The following is a 16,840-nucleotide window of genomic DNA, read 5'->3' on the forward strand; positions in this document are numbered from 1 at the left end:
CCTTCTCCAATCAAATAATCTCACCCTTTCCGGGGCTTTTCAGTTAGTTCCTCTAATGAATCGACAAAAATCAACATATCGAGTTGTTAATGGCAATGATATCAACTTAACATTTCAGCAAAGTCTGCTGGCGTTTTATGTCGCCACATCCACTCATCACAAGATTTCCATGCAATAAAGAGCCATTTTCATGGATTGATCCTGACGATCCCAGGCGATAACCCGCATTCACCACCACTGCTCGTCTCCACGTTGACACGCGATCTTGATCTTCATGGTGACCTTTCTCGCCGCCCCTGATCCGCATCCGCACTGTACGCGAACAGGGATCGCCCCCGCTGTTTGCCGCACAACCATCAGATATCTCACCCCCGAGCCTGTCACCGGATGAAAGCAACCACCATTTTTCCAACAGAAATGAAACGTCTGCGCCCATTCACGGCCGAGAGGATCTCCGGGGACGGCACCATGCTGGCACTCACCGCCCTCTTTGCCACCACTGAAACAGCGGAGAGTGGGTGACCCGACAGCCGTCATTCGGTAGAAAAGCGCCTGTTCACCTCGTGTTCATCCCCTCGGCACTCTACTCTACAAACCCGTAACATCTGACCGTTCGGGATGGTGAAACAAAATTTCTTTTGTTCTTTTGTTACATATGATCCAGATCAATCTTTTCTGACACATCCCCGCTCTATAATCGGGTCAGAAAACAATTTAGTAAGGCATGTAAATACCCCGTTGTGGTGATTCTCTCCTTGACAGGGCGACTATAATTGCCGGGCATTGCCAAGGTCTTACTAAACAGTTTTCAAATCATCAGGAGATAAACATGGCAGTAACCAATTTGGCTGAACTGGATGCACTGGTTGCCCGCGTCAAGGAAGCCCAGCGTGAATTCGCCAGCTTCTCGCAAGAGCAGGTAGACAAAGTCTTCCGCGCCGCTGCCCTGGCCGCCAGCAACGCCCGTATCCCCCTGGCCCAGATGGCAGTGGCTGAGTCCGGCATGGGTATCATCGAAGACAAGGTAATCAAAAACCACTTCGCCTCCGAATACATCTATAACGCTTACAAAGACGAGAAGACCTGCGGCATCCTGAGCCAGGACGACGAGATGGGTACCATCACCATCGCCGAGCCGGTAGGCATCATCTGCGGTATCGTACCGACCACCAACCCGACTTCCACGGCTATCTTCAAGGCCCTCATCTCCCTGAAGACCCGCAACGCCATCATCTTCTCCCCGCACCCCCGCGCCAAGAACTCCACCAATACCGCAGCCAAGCTGGTACTGGATGCAGCCATCGCCGCAGGTGCCCCGAAGAACATCATCGGCTGGATCGATCAACCGTCCGTTGAACTGTCCAACGCCCTGATGAAGCACAACGACATCAACCTTATTCTGGCCACCGGTGGCCCGGGCATGGTGAAGGCCGCTTACTCCTCAGGCAAGCCCGCCATCGGCGTGGGTGCCGGTAACGTGCCCATCGTTATCGACGAAACCGCCGACATCAAGCGTGCCGTCGCCTCCATCCTGATGTCCAAGACCTTCGACAACGGCGTGGTCTGTGCGTCCGAGCAGGCCGTCATCGTGGTCGACTCCATCTATAACCAGGTCAAGGAGCGTTTCGCAACTCACGCCGGCTACATCCTCTCCAAGGACGAAGCCGACAAGGTGCGTAAAGTGCTGCTGATCAACGGCGCCCTGAACGCCGACATCGTGGGCCAGCCCGCCACCAAGATCGCCGCCATGGCCGGTGTGACCGTGCCTGCCACCACCAAGATCCTCATCGGTGAAGGTCTGGAGCTGTGTGCAGAGGACGAGTTTGCTCACGAGAAACTCTCCCCGACCCTGGGTATGTTCCGCGCCAAGAACTTCGAAGAAGCCGTCGAAATGGCCTGCGACATGGTCAACATCGGTGGTATCGGCCACACCTCCGGCCTCTACACCGACCAGGATCGCAACGCCGACCGCATCAAGTACTTCGGCGACAAGATGAAGACTGCCCGTATCCTCATCAACACCCCCTCCACCCAGGGCGGTATCGGTGACCTGTACAACTTCGCGCTCGCCCCGTCCCTGACCCTGGGTTGCGGCTCCTGGAGTGGTAACTCCATCTCCGAGAACGTCGGTCCCAAGCACCTGATCAACAAGAAGACAGTCGCAAAACGGGCAGAAAATATGCTGTGGCACAAACTTCCGAAATCCATCTACTTCCGTCGTGGCTCCCTGCCGATCGCCCTGGGCGACCTGGAAGGCAAGAAGCGCGCCATGGTGGTCACCGACCGTTTCCTGTTCAACAACGGCTATGCCGATGAAGTGGTTCGTCTGCTCAAGAAGCTGAACATGGAAGTGGAAATCTTCTACGAAGTGGAAGCCGACCCCACCCTGTCCGTGGTACGCAAGGGCGCCGAGATGGCGAACTCCTTCAAGCCGGACGTGATCGTCGCCCTGGGCGGTGGTTCACCCATGGATGCCGCCAAGATCATGTGGGTCATGTACGAGCACCCGGACACCGCGTTCGAAGACCTGGCCATGCGCTTCATGGACATCCGCAAGCGTATCTACAAGTTCCCGAAAATGGGCGTGAAGGCCGAACTGGTCTGCATCACCACCACTTCCGGTACCGGTTCTGAAGTGACCCCGTTTGCGGTCGTGACCGACGACGCCACCGGCATGAAGTACCCGCTGGCCGACTACGAGCTGACCCCGAACATGGCCATCGTGGATGCCAACCTGGTGATGGGCATGCCGAAATCCCTGTGTGCCTTCGGCGGTATCGATGCCGTGACCCACGCCATGGAAGCCTATGTGTCCGTGCTGGCCAACGAGTACTCCGACGGTCAGGCGCTGCAAGCCCTGAAACTGCTCAAAGAGTACCTGCCATCCAGCTACCAGAACGGTGCCAACGACCCGGTTGCCCGCGAGAAGGTACATAACGCCGCCACCATCGCCGGTATCGCGTTCGCCAACGCCTTCCTGGGTGTGTGCCACTCCATGGCCCACAAGCTGGGTGCCGAGTTCCACATCCCGCACGGCCTGGCCAACGCCCTGCTGATCAGCAACGTCATCCGCTACAACGCGAACGACAACCCGACCAAGCAGACCGCGTTCTCCCAGTACGACCGTCCGCAGGCTCGTCGTCGCTACGCCGAAGTGGCCGACCATCTGGGTCTGACTGCTGCCGGTGACCGCACCGCGGCCAAGATCGAGAAGCTGCTGACCTGGCTGGACGAGCTGAAAGCGACCTTAGGGATCCCTGCTTCCATCCGTGAAGCCGGCGTGAACGAGACCGACTTCCTGGCCAAGGTTGACCAGCTGGCCCTGGAAGCCTTCGATGACCAGTGCACCGGCGCCAACCCGCGCTACCCGCTGATCACCGAGCTCAAAGCCATACTGATGGACACCTACTATGGCCGTCCCTTCATCGAGGAAGCTCAGGTGGCGACCAAGGTTGAGGTCAAAGTCGACGCCAAGGTAGACAGCAAGAAAAAATCCAAGGCCTGATAACCGGTCCGGATGACAAGAGCCCGCGCACATGCGCGGGCTTTTTTGTTTGTCTATCTGTTTAATTTTGCTAGCTTGTTGATAGGCAAATTCGACAGAAGAGCGAGTCTATGGCGCTGATACAGGCCTCCATCGAGCAGTTGAAAATCGGCCATTACATCCATCTCCCCACGGGATGGACCAACCACCCTTTCATGTTCAATGCCTTCAAGATCCGCGACCAGCAGCAGCTCGACATCCTCCGTCACCTCGAACTCACCCTGCTGATGGTGGATCCCGACAAGAGCGATCTCCCCGTCGAGCCCCTCCTGCGTGCAGAGCCAGCCCCTTCATTTGAGCTCGGTGCGACGCAAGATGCCTCCCCCCTTCCGACCAAATCCACATTCGACGAGAAGGCCTTTCGCCGCTCCCTGCGCACCGCCGACAAGGCATTCGGCCAATCCCTGTCAGATCTTCGTGACGCCCTCGGCGCCCTCAATCTCAAGCCCGACGAGGGGCTGGCCAACACCGCCCAGATGGTGCGCATCGTCGCCACCCGCCTCGCCGACCATCAGGGACCTCTGGGTTTGCACCTCATTCGCAGCCAGCACACGGACATCCTGCTGCAACACAGCCTGAGCGTGGCCTTCATCGCCATGCTGATGGCAAGGGAGCTCGGCATGAGCCATATCGAGATCGAGGAGGCAGGGCTGGCCGGCCTGCTGCACGATATCGGCGAGCTCAAGATCCCGAGCCAGATCACCCAGAAACGGGGAGAACTCAGCAAGGCGGAGCTCAATTTTCTCAACATGCATCCCCAGTACGGGCTGGAGATGCTCAACCAGCTGCAGGCCTTCGAACCCAGGATCCGCGAGGTTGCCCATCTCCACCACGAGCGGCTGGACGGCAGCGGCTTTCCCCTCGGTATCCAGGGAGACAGGATCCCTCCCCTCGCCCGCCTCATCGGCCTGGTGGACTATTACGACGAACTGCTGCACCCGCGCAGCGGCCTCCACCCCGCGGGGCCGAGTCAGGCCATCGGCCAGCTCTACAAGTTGTCCCAGAAGAAATTCGATCAAGATCTGGTCAGATTGTTGATAAAGGTGCTGGGGGTCTATCCGCCCGGATCCCTGGTGCGTCTGGAGGATGATACAGTGGCGCTGGTGTTCTCGAGCGAACCCACCATGCCCCTCAAACCCAAGGTGCAACCCTACATCAAGGGGCAGCGCCCGGAAGCCGTGGCCATGATCGATCTGCGGGAAGATGAGAGAAGCATCATCGCCACCCTCAGGCAGGAGGAGCTGGATGAGGGGCAGCGGTTGTTTTTCCATCTAGGCCGACGCGTCTGCTACTATTTCGCCTTCTGAGTTATCCCCAGAAGCTGGGGATAACTCATTGGACAAACCTGAATAATTGCTCGAGCCCCCTCAAAACTGTCCGCCATTGGAGCTGGATAAAAAACGCCCAGCCAAAGGCCGGGCGGAGCATGCCACCTCCATGTGGCGTACCCAGCGGGCACATTCATGCTCTCTCCAGCAATATCAAGCGCCGCCCGGTTACACAAATATCAATTTAACGTGCTGATTTTATATGGTTTTATTTTTTCATTCTGGCAAACTTCCCCCGCCATGGGGCCGAGTCCTGCAGCAAGACAGGAACTTGCTCACAGTACGCCCCGGTGGCGTTCTGGCCCGGGATGATTCTTGAGGAAGGTTTTTTATGCAATTAGTCCTCTCCCTGCTCCAGCAGATGAGCGTCAGCCTAGTGATCGCCTACCTCTTCTCCAAGAGTCCCTTGCTGCGCCCACTGGCCAACTACTCGGTCAGGCTTCCTCACAAGATACTGATATACGTTATCTTCTCCTGTTTCTGCATACTGGGCACCTATGTGGGGCTGGATATCGACGATGCCATCGCCAATACCCGTGCCGTCGGCGCCGTGCTGGGAGGACTGCTGGGAGGCCCTCTGGTGGGCTTCCTGGTGGGACTGACCGGGGGTCTGCATCGCTATACCCTGGGCGGCTTTACCGATCTCGCCTGCGCCATCTCCACCACGTGCGAGGGGCTGTTGGGCGGCCTGGTGCACTGGCGGCTGATGCAAACGAACCGGGTGGATGCGCTGTTCCAGCCCCGGATTGCCTTCTTCACCACCTTTGCGGCCGAGATCATGCAGATGCTCATCATCCTGCTGGTCGCCACCCCGTTCGACAAATCCCTGCTGCTGGTGCGCACCATCGCCACCCCCATGATCCTCGCCAACGCCTGTGGTGCGGCACTCTTCATCAGCATGATCCGCGACCAGCAGCGAATGTACGAGAAGTTCTCCCGGGTCTTTTCGGCCAAAGCGCTCACCATAGCAAACCGTACCCTGGGGATCATGACCCAGGGCTTCACTCCCGAGGCGAGCCGCAAGATCGCCCATATCGTGCAGGAGGAGACCGGGGTCGGCGCCGTCGCCATCACGGACACCGACAAGATCCTCGCCTTCATCGGCACGGGGGAGGATCACCACAAACCGGGTACCCCCATCACGTCCGCCATCACCCTGCAGGCCATCGCCCAGAACAAGGTGCTGTTTGCCGATGGCAACCGCCACCCCTATCGCTGCAGTATCTCCCCCCAATGCCAGCTCGGCTCCGTGCTGGTGATCCCGCTGCAGGGAGACAGAGGCGTGATCGGCACCATCAAGCTCTATGAACCCAAGAAGCGGCTCTTCCTCAAGATCAACCACACCCTGGGGGAAGGGATAGCCAACCTGCTGTCACAACAGTTGCTGAGTGGGCGGCTGGAGCAGCAGCAGCGATTGCTGGTCCAGTCAGAGCTCAAGCTCGTTCAGGCGCAGATCAATCCCCATTTTCTGTTCAATACCCTCAATACCATCAGTGCCATCACCCGGCGCGACCCCGAACGGGCACGCCAGCTGTTGCTGCATCTGTCGCTGTTCTTTCGCAAGAACCTCAAGCGCCAGAACGATCTGGCCACCCTGCAGGAAGAGCAGGAGCACTGCCAATCCTATCTGGAGATAGAACAGGCACGCTTTGGCGAGCGCCTGACCGTCATCAACGAGATCCCGCCGCACCTGGCCGACGTGCAACTGCCGAGCTTCACCCTGCAGCCCCTCATCGAGAATGCCATCAAACACGGGACCGGCTCCCTGCTCGAACAGGGACGGATCCGGCTCTTCGCCGAGGAGGACCAGGACAGTGTCACCCTCTGCGTGGAGGACAATGCCGGGGCCTGGCCACCGGGTTCACAGGGCGATGGCCTTGGCATGAGCATTGTGGACAGGCGGCTCAGGAGTGCCTTCGGCGAGCGCTTTGGCATCCGGGTGCAGTGTGAGCCTGAGCAGTGGACCCGGGTCTCGTTCACCCTGCCCAGACAGCCGCAATCCCCTTCCAAGGAGCCGACATGATCCGCACCCTGATCGTCGACGATGAACCCTATGCCCGCGAGGAGCTGGCCGAGCTGCTCGGCAGCGATCCCGACATTGAGATACTGGGCTCGGCCGCCAATGCCATCGAGGCACTTGGCCTCATCCAGCGGTTCAAACCGGACGTGGTATTTCTCGACATCCAGATGCCCAAACTCAGCGGCATGGAGCTGGTGGCCATGCTCGATCCCCTGCCCCGCATCGTGTTTGTCACCGCGTTCGATGAGTACGCCATCCAGGCTTTCGAGGAGAACGCCTTCGACTATCTGCTCAAGCCAGTAGAACCTGCCCGCCTCGCCAAGACGCTAAGCCGCCTGCGCCAGGATCTCAGCCCCCGGCCGGTAGCGGCGCTGGCGCCGGCCATTCGCCACATCCCCGGCTATCTGCACAACCGGGTGCGGCTGTTGCCCATCGAACAGGTAGAGTATGCCTTCTCGGATCTCGGCGGCGTGCACGTCGCCTGTCAGGGCGAGCTGTTTCACACCCAGCTCACCCTGAAATCCCTGGAGGAAAAGACCCCGCTGCTGCGCTGCCATCGTCAGTATCTGGTGGCCCCTGGCGCGATTTTCGAGATCCAGTTGCTGGAAAACCAGCTGGCCCAGATAGTCACGCCAAGCGGCGCCCGGGTGCCGGTCAGCCGACGCTATCTCAAGGAGCTCAAGGACGATCTGGGGCTGGAGTAAGGACGCCCGCTGTGCGCCGGATCACAGCAGGCGACCGCTCGGGTCGCCATGTCGCCGCTCACCCGCTTTTACCTGCCGTTAACAGAAGTCCCCACCTAGACTGACCGCGCACACCATAAAATAACAATGCTGGAGCGTAACAATGATCTGGTTCTTCCTCTGTGTCGGTCTGCTGGTCGCGGGCTACTTCATCTACGGCAAATTCGTCGAGCGGATATTCGGCCCGAAACCCGAACTTGCCACCCCCGCCATCACCATGGCCGATGGCGTGGACTATGTCCCCATGTCGGACAAGAAAGTCTACCTGGTGCAACTGCTCAACATCGCCGGCGTCGGCCCCATCTTCGGCCCCATACTCGGCGCCCTCTACGGCCCGGTCGCCATGCTCTGGATAGTGTTCGGCTGCATCTTTGCGGGCGCGGTACACGACTACTTCTCCGGCATGCTGTCGGTGCGCGCCAAGGGCGCCTCTGTGCCGACCGTGGTCGGTGAACACCTCGGCACTGCTGCCAAGCACTTCATGAACCTGTTCGCCGTGGTGCTGCTGATGCTGGTGGGCGTGGTCTTCGTGCTGAGCCCGGCGGGCCTCCTGGCCAACCTCACCTCCACCGACCTGGTCTACTGGATCGTGGCGATCTTCGCCTACTACATCCTCGCCACCATAGTCCCCATCGACCAGATCATCGGCCGCTTCTATCCCATCTTCGGCGCCCTGCTGGTGTTCATGTCGGTCGGTCTCATCGTCGGCCTCATCGTCTCGGGCAAGGGCTTCTACAACACCGGGATGGACTTCTCCAACCTGCACCCGACCGAGCTGCCGCTCTGGCCGCTGCTGTTCATCACCATCGCCTGCGGTGCGGTCTCGGGTTTCCACGCCACCCAGTCTCCGCTGATGGCGCGCTGCATGCAGAACGAGAAGTCCGGCCGTTTCATCTTCTACGGCGCCATGATAGGTGAAGGCATCATCGCCCTGATCTGGTGCACCCTGGGTCTCTCCTTCTACGACAGCACCGAAGCGCTCAACGCCACCATGGCCAACGGCGGCCCGGCGGCTGTGGTACACGAAGTCTCCACCAGCCTGCTCGGCACCGTCGGCGGCATCCTCGCCATCCTGGGCGTGGTGATCCTGCCCATCACCTCGGGTGACACCGCGTTTCGCAGTGCCCGCCTCATCGTGGCGGACTTCCTGAAGATGACCCAGAAGCCGCTGGCCAAGCGTCTGCTGATCGCCATCCCCATGTTCATCCTCGGCTTCATCATCTCCAAGGCCGAGTTCGGGGTGATCTGGCGCTACTTCGGCTGGGCCAACCAGACCACGGCCGTCATCATGCTGTGGGCTGCGGCTGCCTACCTCATCAAGGAGGGCAAGCTGCACTGGATCTGCACCATCCCCGCCATCTTCATGACCGCCGTGGTGATCACCTACCTGGCCAACGCCCCCATCGGTTTCGGGCTGGCGATGAACGTATCCACCATCATCGGTTTGGTGAGCACGGCCCTGATCACCCTGGCCTTCCTGATAAAGTTCAGGCCCTCCCAGCTGAGGGAAGCCAAGGAGAGCTGAGTCGCGAGACTGACTCTTCCCCATGACAAGAGGCCCGGCATTGCTGCCGGGCCTCTTCATTTTCCAGGGGCTTACCCTTTGCTGGTCGCCCCGGGCCCCTCGGCAGGCGCCTGGTACCAATGTTCCCTCGCCACCAGCACCGCCTGCTCCGGCTGGGCAATGAAATTGGGGGACATGATCTGCACTCCAAACTCGTTGAACACATCCTGGATATGCCCGTGAAGCTCCGTCTTGACCACGGCAGGCAGCAAGCCGTCTTTCATCCGTACCTGCAGCTCATATTCCACGTACCAGTCCTGTAGATTCAACTGACGCACCAGAGGCGGCTCGTTCTGGTTGAGCTGGGTGCAGCGCCGGGCCGCCAGCTCCAGCATGGCATGCACCTGGCGCCAGGGCGCATCGTAGCCGATGGTCACCTTGGTCAGCAGTGCAACCCCCTTCTCCCCCGCCAGCCGGGTCAGGTTCACCACCTTGCCCCCCACCACCACGGCGTTGGGCAGGGTCACCTCATGATCCTGACGGGTCACCAGCTTGGTGGAGAGGGCATTGAGCTCGCTCACCATCCCCTCCACCTCGCCAATCTGCACCAGATCGCCGGGTCGCAGGGCACGAGAATAGATGAGCACCAAGCCACTCATGGCATGGTTCATGATCCCCGCCGATCCCAGGGTCACCATCAGGCCAAAGAAGACACTGATCCCCTTGAAGGCGTCGGAGTCGGCACCGGGCAGATAGGGGTAGGCCACCGTCAGGGCAAACAGCCAGATCACCACGGAGAGTAGCCGCCGGGTGGCCCCAATGGTCTCGGCGTGCAACCCCTGCACACGAAACTGTCCCTGCTCGATGCGATCGAAGAGAATGGCCAGCATCCGGATGAAAAAGCGGGTGATGGCGACAATCAACAGCACGGTCACCAGGCCGGGCATGGCCGCAATCATGCCCTCCAGCATGTCGCCGCACAGAGTAAACAGGGAGTCACCCAGTTGCTCGCTCCAGGCCCGGGTATGGGGGAAGAGGCCGAGCACATAGGTGAGCCAGCCATAGGTGAGCATGAAGAGCAGCAGCAGGGTCAGGAGGCCGAGCAAGCGGACCTCCACGTTGCCCGCTACTTGACGCCACTGGTGGGGGATCAATCCCTTCTGCAGCAGCAGGCGATTGGCGAGCCACTTCCTGACCCGCCGATGCCCCCATTGCAGCGACCAGATGAGGCCGAAGAAGATCACGCTGGCCAGGAGCGCCATACCGCCAGCCTTGACCAGATAGGGAGTCGAGTGTAATTCAAGGTATTTGAGGCGTACCCTGTCGAGCCGCTGCCGGACAAGCTCGCTCGCCTGCTCCAGCGTCAGCTCGTCGAGAGCCTCCAGGTCGCCTTCCACCAGCACCAGGATCCGCTTGCCGTTGACCATAAACTCCCGCGTTTCCTGACCTTGCCGGCTGCCTTTGAGAACGGTGATAGGAGGGATCAGGTCGGCGGGATCCAGACGCTGGATCCGTTCATGGGTCAATCGGACCCTGGCCGCTCCGTCCAGGCGGCCAAACTTGGCCTGGAGCATGACGATGGGTTCGTGAAGCAACACCAGTGTCTGTGCCTTCTCCTGCTCGGTTGGCTCCAGCCTTGGCTCTGCTGCCCACGGCCTGCCAATCAACGTGATATTGAACAACAGCAACACCGCCAACCAGCGGCTTATCCTGCATCGCCTCTCCATCGCACCACCCTTTTATGCTACGAGACATACGAATCTCTTTCCTGATTGATTTTATAGAAGGAAATTCATGGCGCATGATAAATAACCAAGCGTTTAACCGAGCCTGTACCGGAATATCAACTCCCCGGTTGCACTATTGCACTCAGCTAATATGCTGTCATCATGGCCGGATGCCTTGTCTAGACGAAACAAGGCATTACCTCGCGACTAAGATGGGAGAAATCGATGGTACTTGATTACATTGCCCTGGGAATATTGGTGTTCGTCGTCTTGGTCATGTTCTACGGGATCATCGTCATCCACGACATTCCGTATGAGATTGCCAAACATCGCAATCACCCCCACCAGGATGCTATTCACGTGGCCGGCTGGGTCAGCCTGTTCACCCTGCATGTGCTCTGGCCTTTCCTCTGGATCTGGGCCACTGTGTATCGTCCCGATCGCGGCTGGGGCTTCAATCAACGATTGCAGAAAGACGAAGATGAGATCAACGCGCTCAAGCAAGAGCTTGCCGCCCTGCAGGCCCGCATGACCACGCTCGAACAGACCGACAAATAGGTAATCTTTCATGGACTTGCTACTTATCCTCACCTATACGGCCATCTGTGTAGGGATTTTCAAGATCTTCAAGATCCCGCTCAACAAGTGGACTGTACCGACCGCCGTGCTCGGCGGTGTCTTCATCATCGGCGCCCTCATCGTCCTGATGAACTACAACCACCCTTATTCCGAGCTGGCGCGCAATTACTACGTCTCCACCCCCGTCGTTCCCCTGGTCAAGGGTCGCGTGATCGAGGTGCCGGTCAAGGCCAACCAGCCGGTCAAGCAGGGTGATGTGCTGTTTCGCCTCGATGCTGTGCCCTTCCAGGAGAAGGTCGCCAGCCTGACCGCACGGCTCGCCTCCAACAAGGATTTCCTCAAAGCCCTCGATGCCAGACTGCGCTCCGCCAGCCTGGACCGGGATCGTGCTCAGGAGCTGATGCGTCGCGGCATCGGCAAGCAGCGGGATCTCGACGTGACCCAGGCCAACGTGGACGACATCGTCGCCCAGATTGACCAGCAGAAGGCGTCGCTGGATGACTTGAACGCCCAGCTCAACATCGCCAAGTACGAGCTGGAGCAGACCGTGGTCTATGCCCCGAGCGACGGCCACGTGGTGCAGCTGGCGCTGCGTCCCGGCATGATCGCCGCCCCCTTCATGTATCGCCCCGTGATGACCTTCATCCATGAAGATGAAAATGCCTACGTCGGCTGGTTCTGGCAAAACAGCATGCAGCGGCTCAAGGATGGCGATGAGGCCGAGGTGGTACTGGACGGTATCCCAGGCAAGATATTCAAGGCCAGGGTGCTGTCGGTGATCCCTGCCATGGCACCGGGCAACATCCAGGCCCAGGCAGGTCTCATCGATCAGACCACAGCCCAGGTACCGGGCCGCCTGCCCATCATCCTTGAGATCACCGACCCCGAGTGGGCCAAGTATCAGGTGATCGCGGGCTCCAGCGGCCAGGCAGCCATCTACACCGAGCATGTCCACCATGTGGCCATCATGCGCAAGATCCTGATGCGCATGGGTAGCTGGCTCAACTACCTGTTCCCCTTCCACTAAGCGCGCCTTGGTGGTACCTGCGGGCCGGCAATCATGCCGGCCCGCTGTTTTTGTGGCCCCAAGATCCCTATAATGGCGCCATCCTGCGCCGCACCATGTCCAAACACCACTCCCTCATGTTCGTTCTCAGACCCTATCAAACCGACGCCGTCAACGCCGTGATCAGCCACTTTCGCAAGTACCCGGATCCCGCCGTGGTGGTGCTGCCCACCGGGGCGGGCAAGAGTCTGGTGATCGCCGAACTGGCCCGCAAGGCCCGTGGTCGGGTGCTGGTGCTGGCCCACGTCAAGGAGCTGGTGGAGCAGAACCACGCCAAGTACGAGGCCTGGGGACTCAAGGCCGACATCTTTGCCGCCGGCCTCGCACGCAAGGAGGCGAGCGCCCAGGTGGTGTTCGGCTCGGTGCAGTCGGTGGCGCGCAATCTGGATGCCTTCGACGGCGCCTTCTCGCTGCTCATCATCGACGAGTGCCACCGGGTTTCGCTCGATGACGACAGCCAGTACCATCAGGTGTTAGGCCATCTCAAGACCGCCAATCCGGCCCTCAAGATCCTCGGTCTCACCGCCACGCCCTATCGACTAGGGCTGGGCTGGATCTACCGGCGCCACTACCACGGTATGGTGAAGAGCCACGGCGAGCGGCTGTTTGGCGACTGCGTATTCGAGCTGCCGCTGCGTTTCATGGTCAAAAATGGCTACCTGACGCCACCGCGCATGATCGATGCCCCCATAGTCCACTACGACTTCAGCAAGCTGGTGGCGCGGGAGAACGGCCTGTTCAGCGAGGCGGATCTCAACGGCGAGCTCAAGCGCCAGCAGCGGGTCACCCCCCATATCCTGAACCAGGTGCTGGAGTATGCCCGCGAGCGCCAAGGGGTGATGATCTTCGCCGCCACCGTCGAACACGCCCGGGAAATCCAGGGGCTACTGCAGGCTAAATCCCAGACCGCGGCCCTCGTCACCGGCGAGACACCGGGGCCGGAGCGCGATGCTCTCATCCATGCCTTCAAGGGGCGGGAGATCAAGTTCCTGGTCAACGTGGCTGTGCTCACCACCGGCTTCGATGCTCCCCACGTCGATCTCATCGTGATGCTGCGCCCCACGGAATCGGTGTCGCTCTATCAGCAGATCGTCGGGCGGGGCCTGCGCCTCTCGCCGGGCAAAACCGATTGTCTGGTGCTCGACTACGCGGGCAACAACTTCAACCTGTTCGCCCCCGAGGTGGGGGAGCCCAGACCCCACGCCGGCACAGAGCCGGTGCAGGTGCCCTGCCCCGCCTGCGGCTTTGCCAACACCTTCTGGGGTAAAACCGACGAGGATGACAAGGTGATCGAGCACTACGGCCGCCGCTGTCAGGGGCTGTTTGAAGATGACGAGGGCCACCGCGAGGAGTGCGACTACCGCTTTCGCGCCAAGATCTGTCCCGCTTGCGGCAGCGATAACGACATCGCCGCCCGCCGCTGCCAGAGCTGCGATCAGCTGCTGGTGGATCCTGACGACAAGCTCAAGGAAGCGCTCAATCTCAAGGACTGCATGGTGATCCGCTGCGCGGGGCTGACCCTGAGTGCCGGGCGCGGTAAACAGGGGGAGCGGCTGGAAGTGACCTATCACGATGAGGACGGTCTCACCCTGACGGAGTACTTCGCCTTTCACACCAGCGGTGCGCGGCGCTTGTTTCAACAACGCTTTGTGCGTCATCATTGGCCCGCCCCGGGCCTGGAGCCCGAATTCACCACCATGGCGAGCGTGCTGGCGGCAGAAAGCCAGTTCCGTCACCCGGATTTCGTCATCGCCCGCAAGTCGGGGCGTTTCTGGCAGGTGAAGGAGAAAATTTTTGATTATGAAGGGCGGTACCGGACTGCCAACGCCTTTGCCTAGCCACGCCGTCTGGCGGGCAAATGACAGTCACCAGGTTTGATTATCAGGGGCGCATCGCACTGCCGGCGCCCTTCGTTCAGTTAGAGGATCTTATGCAGCGGTTGTTGATAGGTTTTTGTGCTCTCTTTTCCCTGGTGGCCCAGGCCACCCCGCTGACCCCGCCCAAGGGGGGCCAGTACGCCGTCATCGTCCAGGGCAACAACGGGGTGGAGTTTGCCCGTCACGCCGACGACATGATAGCCCCCGCCTCCACCATGAAGGTGCTGACCGCCCTGGCCGCCCGCCTCGAGCTCGGCGCCGACTTCCGTTTCGCCACCGATATCCAGGCCCAGGCTGGCGCCAGGCAGGGCAACACCATCAACGGCGACATCTGGATCAACTTCGTCGGCGACCCCACCCTGTCGCGGATGGATCTGGTGGCCCTGTTCAAGCAGCTCGGCGTCACCCGCATCCAGGGCAACGTCTACGTCAACACCGGCGCCTACAACGGCTATGAGCGTGGCAACGGCTGGTCCTGGGGGGATCAGACCCTCTGCTTCGCGGCTCCCGTCTCGGCCGTCATCATCGACAAGAACTGTGCCTACGGCACCGTCACCGCCACCCAGATTGGCAAGCCTGCCGTGGGCAACGTTGCCACCGGCGTCCCCATCGGCATCGGCGCCGACAACGTGGAGGTGATGAGCTATGGCGACATGGCGCGTCAGTTCTGCGCCCTGGAAGTGGACATGGCCAAGGGCAACTTCTATGAGCTCAAGGGCTGCATCACCCCGAACAAGGAGCCGCAGGGGCTGCGCTTTGCCATCCACGACGTGGAAGCCTGGGGCTGGGACAACATCCGCTGGGCCATGAACCGTGCCGGGATCAGCCACGACGGCCTGCTGCGGGTCACCCACAAGACACCGGTTGGCGCCGAAACCCTGGCCACCCACTACTCGGTCTCCCTGCCGGTGATGCTTGCCAAGATGCTGAAGAAATCCGACAACCTCTACGCCGATACCTTCCTCAAAACCGTGGGTCGTCACTACTACAACAAGCCGGGCAGCTATCGCAGCGGCACCATGGCGGTGCGCGCCATCCTGACCAAGCACGGCATCGATCTGGGCAACGCCACCCTGGCCGACGGCTCCGGTCTCTCCGCCCACAACCTCATCAGCGCACGCCAGATGCTGTCGGTGCTCCATTTCATCCAGACAAACGACGCCGAGCTCGACTTCATCAAGTTGCTGCCAAGCTCCCAGGTGGACGGCACCCTGGCCTGGCGACGCAGCGTCACCGCCCCCATGATGAAGAACAAGGTGCACGCCAAGACGGGCACCATCACGGGCACCTCCAACCTGGCCGGTTTCATCGACACCGCGGGTGGCCAGCGCAAGGCGTTTGTCATGTTCCAGCGCGGCCTCTCCCAGGATCCGGCGACCCACGAGCGCTACCGCGCCAGCAAGGCCGCCTGGCCCTGGACCGTCTTCGAAAAGGGTGTGCTGGAGAGCATCTATCAGCAGCAGCCCATCCAGATTGCCGAGCAGTAAGGCTGGCTTGAGGAGGGACCCCCCTTGCCGCTGCCAATTCAGAATGCCGTGCCAGGTGCCGCCCCCTGTGGCGGCACCTGTCCGGAGTGCAATCGAGCACGGCGAATGGGCGTATCGGAATTTTCAGCTTTGACTGGCCAGGAGCCGAGGCTATGCTGTCGCCAGCCTCGTCTCAACGGCCTTATCTAACGGAGAGAAAAGATGTTTGTAGAAATTTTTGGTCGCCCGGGTTGCCCTTATTGCGTTCGTGCCAAGCAGGTTGCCGAGCAGCTGACCGAGGAGCGCGATGACTTCGAGTTCCGCTATGTGGACATCAACGTCGCGGGGCTCACCAAGGACGATCTCGCCGCCAAGGCGGGCAAGCCCGTCACCACGGTGCCGCAGATCTTCCTGGACGAGCAGCACATAGGTGGTTGCACCGATTTCGAAGCCTATGCCAGAGCCAATCTGGGTCTGTAAGACAGTGTTCCCAATGCAAAAGGCGCCTCAGGCGCCTTTTTTCATGGCAACGAGCCAGGCTCACGCCACCGGCGTGAAGCGGCTCACCACCTGCCCTTGATGCTCGATCCATTCCATGAACATGGCGACCGGGCGGGCATAGACCTGACCATCCTGCTCGGATTGGTAGACAACCAGCTGTTCCTCGGTTTCGGTGTGCAGGGCCAGGGCGAGCACTTGATAGTAACCCCCCTTGAAGTGGCGGTAGCGACCGGTGGCGGGTGCGTGCATTGAAGAGCCTCGATGACAGGATGAAAAGACGCCCTGAGCTGCGCGCGCACTAGGCCGGCAGCAGGGGTTGGAGCAGATTTTTACCCCAGCCAATCGTGCCAGATGAGATGGATAATTCAATACACTCTTACTGCTTTATGAACCTCGCCCTCATCTTTCACTAGTCTCTCGCGAGAGAGGCAAACGATCCTGCTGAATTTAACAGACTAGCAACCCTATTTCAGGGGTAAATATCA

Annotated in this window: 12 protein-coding genes; 10 read left to right on the forward strand and 2 right to left on the reverse strand. The window is 60.2% G+C overall.

Annotated features, from left to right (window positions below):
• Positions 1-829: 829 nt before the first annotated feature.
• The 5 genes from adhE to KW824_RS02750 all read left to right on the forward strand — a co-directional run bounded on the left by adhE (position 830) and on the right by KW824_RS02750 (position 9,160).
• Positions 830-3,505 (forward strand): bifunctional acetaldehyde-CoA/alcohol dehydrogenase, encoded by a 2,676-nt coding sequence (adhE, locus tag KW824_RS02730; RefSeq protein ID WP_005326838.1) that lies wholly within the window; start codon positions 830-832, stop codon positions 3,503-3,505.
• Between the two features lie 110 nt (positions 3,506-3,615).
• On the forward strand, positions 3,616-4,851 hold the full coding sequence (locus KW824_RS02735; protein ID WP_218408834.1) for an HD-GYP domain-containing protein: 1,236 nt from the start codon (positions 3,616-3,618) through the stop codon (positions 4,849-4,851).
• Positions 4,852-5,203: 352 nt separating this feature from the next.
• Positions 5,204-6,895 (forward strand): sensor histidine kinase, encoded by a 1,692-nt coding sequence (locus KW824_RS02740; protein WP_182785695.1) that lies wholly within the window; start codon positions 5,204-5,206, stop codon positions 6,893-6,895.
• On the forward strand, positions 6,892-7,596 hold the full coding sequence (btsR, locus tag KW824_RS02745) for a two-component system response regulator BtsR (RefSeq protein ID WP_218408835.1): 705 nt from the start codon (positions 6,892-6,894) through the stop codon (positions 7,594-7,596). The genes KW824_RS02740 and btsR overlap by 4 nt, the downstream gene beginning before the upstream one ends.
• A gap of 142 nt (positions 7,597-7,738) precedes the next feature.
• Positions 7,739-9,160, forward strand: coding sequence for a carbon starvation protein A (locus KW824_RS02750; protein ID WP_005326847.1), 1,422 nt, complete (start codon positions 7,739-7,741; stop codon positions 9,158-9,160).
• A gap of 71 nt (positions 9,161-9,231) precedes the next feature.
• Here the strand turns inward: KW824_RS02750 and KW824_RS02755 are convergent, their stop codons facing one another.
• Positions 9,232-10,866 carry a mechanosensitive ion channel family protein gene (locus tag KW824_RS02755; RefSeq protein ID WP_218408836.1) on the reverse strand — a complete coding sequence of 545 codons (1,635 nt, stop codon included), beginning with the start codon at positions 10,864-10,866 and terminating at the stop codon, positions 9,232-9,234.
• Between the two features lie 225 nt (positions 10,867-11,091).
• Here KW824_RS02755 and KW824_RS02760 point away from each other — a divergent pair, with 225 nt between their 5' ends.
• The 5 genes from KW824_RS02760 to KW824_RS02780 all read left to right on the forward strand — a co-directional run bounded on the left by KW824_RS02760 (position 11,092) and on the right by KW824_RS02780 (position 16,334).
• Positions 11,092-11,424 (forward strand): DUF3302 domain-containing protein, encoded by a 333-nt coding sequence (locus KW824_RS02760; RefSeq protein WP_005326851.1) that lies wholly within the window; start codon positions 11,092-11,094, stop codon positions 11,422-11,424.
• A gap of 10 nt (positions 11,425-11,434) precedes the next feature.
• Complete coding sequence (locus tag KW824_RS02765) at positions 11,435-12,472, forward strand: HlyD family secretion protein (protein ID WP_218408837.1); 1,038 nt, start codon at positions 11,435-11,437, stop codon at positions 12,470-12,472.
• Between the two features lie 116 nt (positions 12,473-12,588).
• A complete protein-coding gene (locus KW824_RS02770) occupies positions 12,589-14,349 on the forward strand; it encodes a DEAD/DEAH box helicase (RefSeq protein ID WP_218408838.1) in 1,761 nt (586 codons plus the stop codon).
• Between the two features lie 92 nt (positions 14,350-14,441).
• Positions 14,442-15,875, forward strand: a complete 1,434-nt coding sequence (gene dacB / locus KW824_RS02775) for a D-alanyl-D-alanine carboxypeptidase/D-alanyl-D-alanine-endopeptidase (protein WP_218408839.1) — start codon at positions 14,442-14,444, stop codon at positions 15,873-15,875.
• A 201-nt stretch (positions 15,876-16,076) separates the two neighbouring features.
• Complete coding sequence (locus KW824_RS02780) at positions 16,077-16,334, forward strand: GrxA family glutaredoxin (RefSeq protein WP_005326860.1); 258 nt, start codon at positions 16,077-16,079, stop codon at positions 16,332-16,334.
• A gap of 60 nt (positions 16,335-16,394) precedes the next feature.
• Here the strand turns inward: KW824_RS02780 and KW824_RS02785 are convergent, their stop codons facing one another.
• On the reverse strand, positions 16,395-16,604 hold the full coding sequence (locus KW824_RS02785; protein ID WP_139751413.1) for a DUF1653 domain-containing protein: 210 nt from the start codon (positions 16,602-16,604) through the stop codon (positions 16,395-16,397).
• Between the last annotated feature and the right edge of the window lie 236 nt (positions 16,605-16,840).

This window comes from Aeromonas sp. sif0611 (genome assembly GCF_019218845.1).
GTDB lineage: Bacteria > Pseudomonadota > Gammaproteobacteria > Enterobacterales > Aeromonadaceae > Aeromonas > Aeromonas media.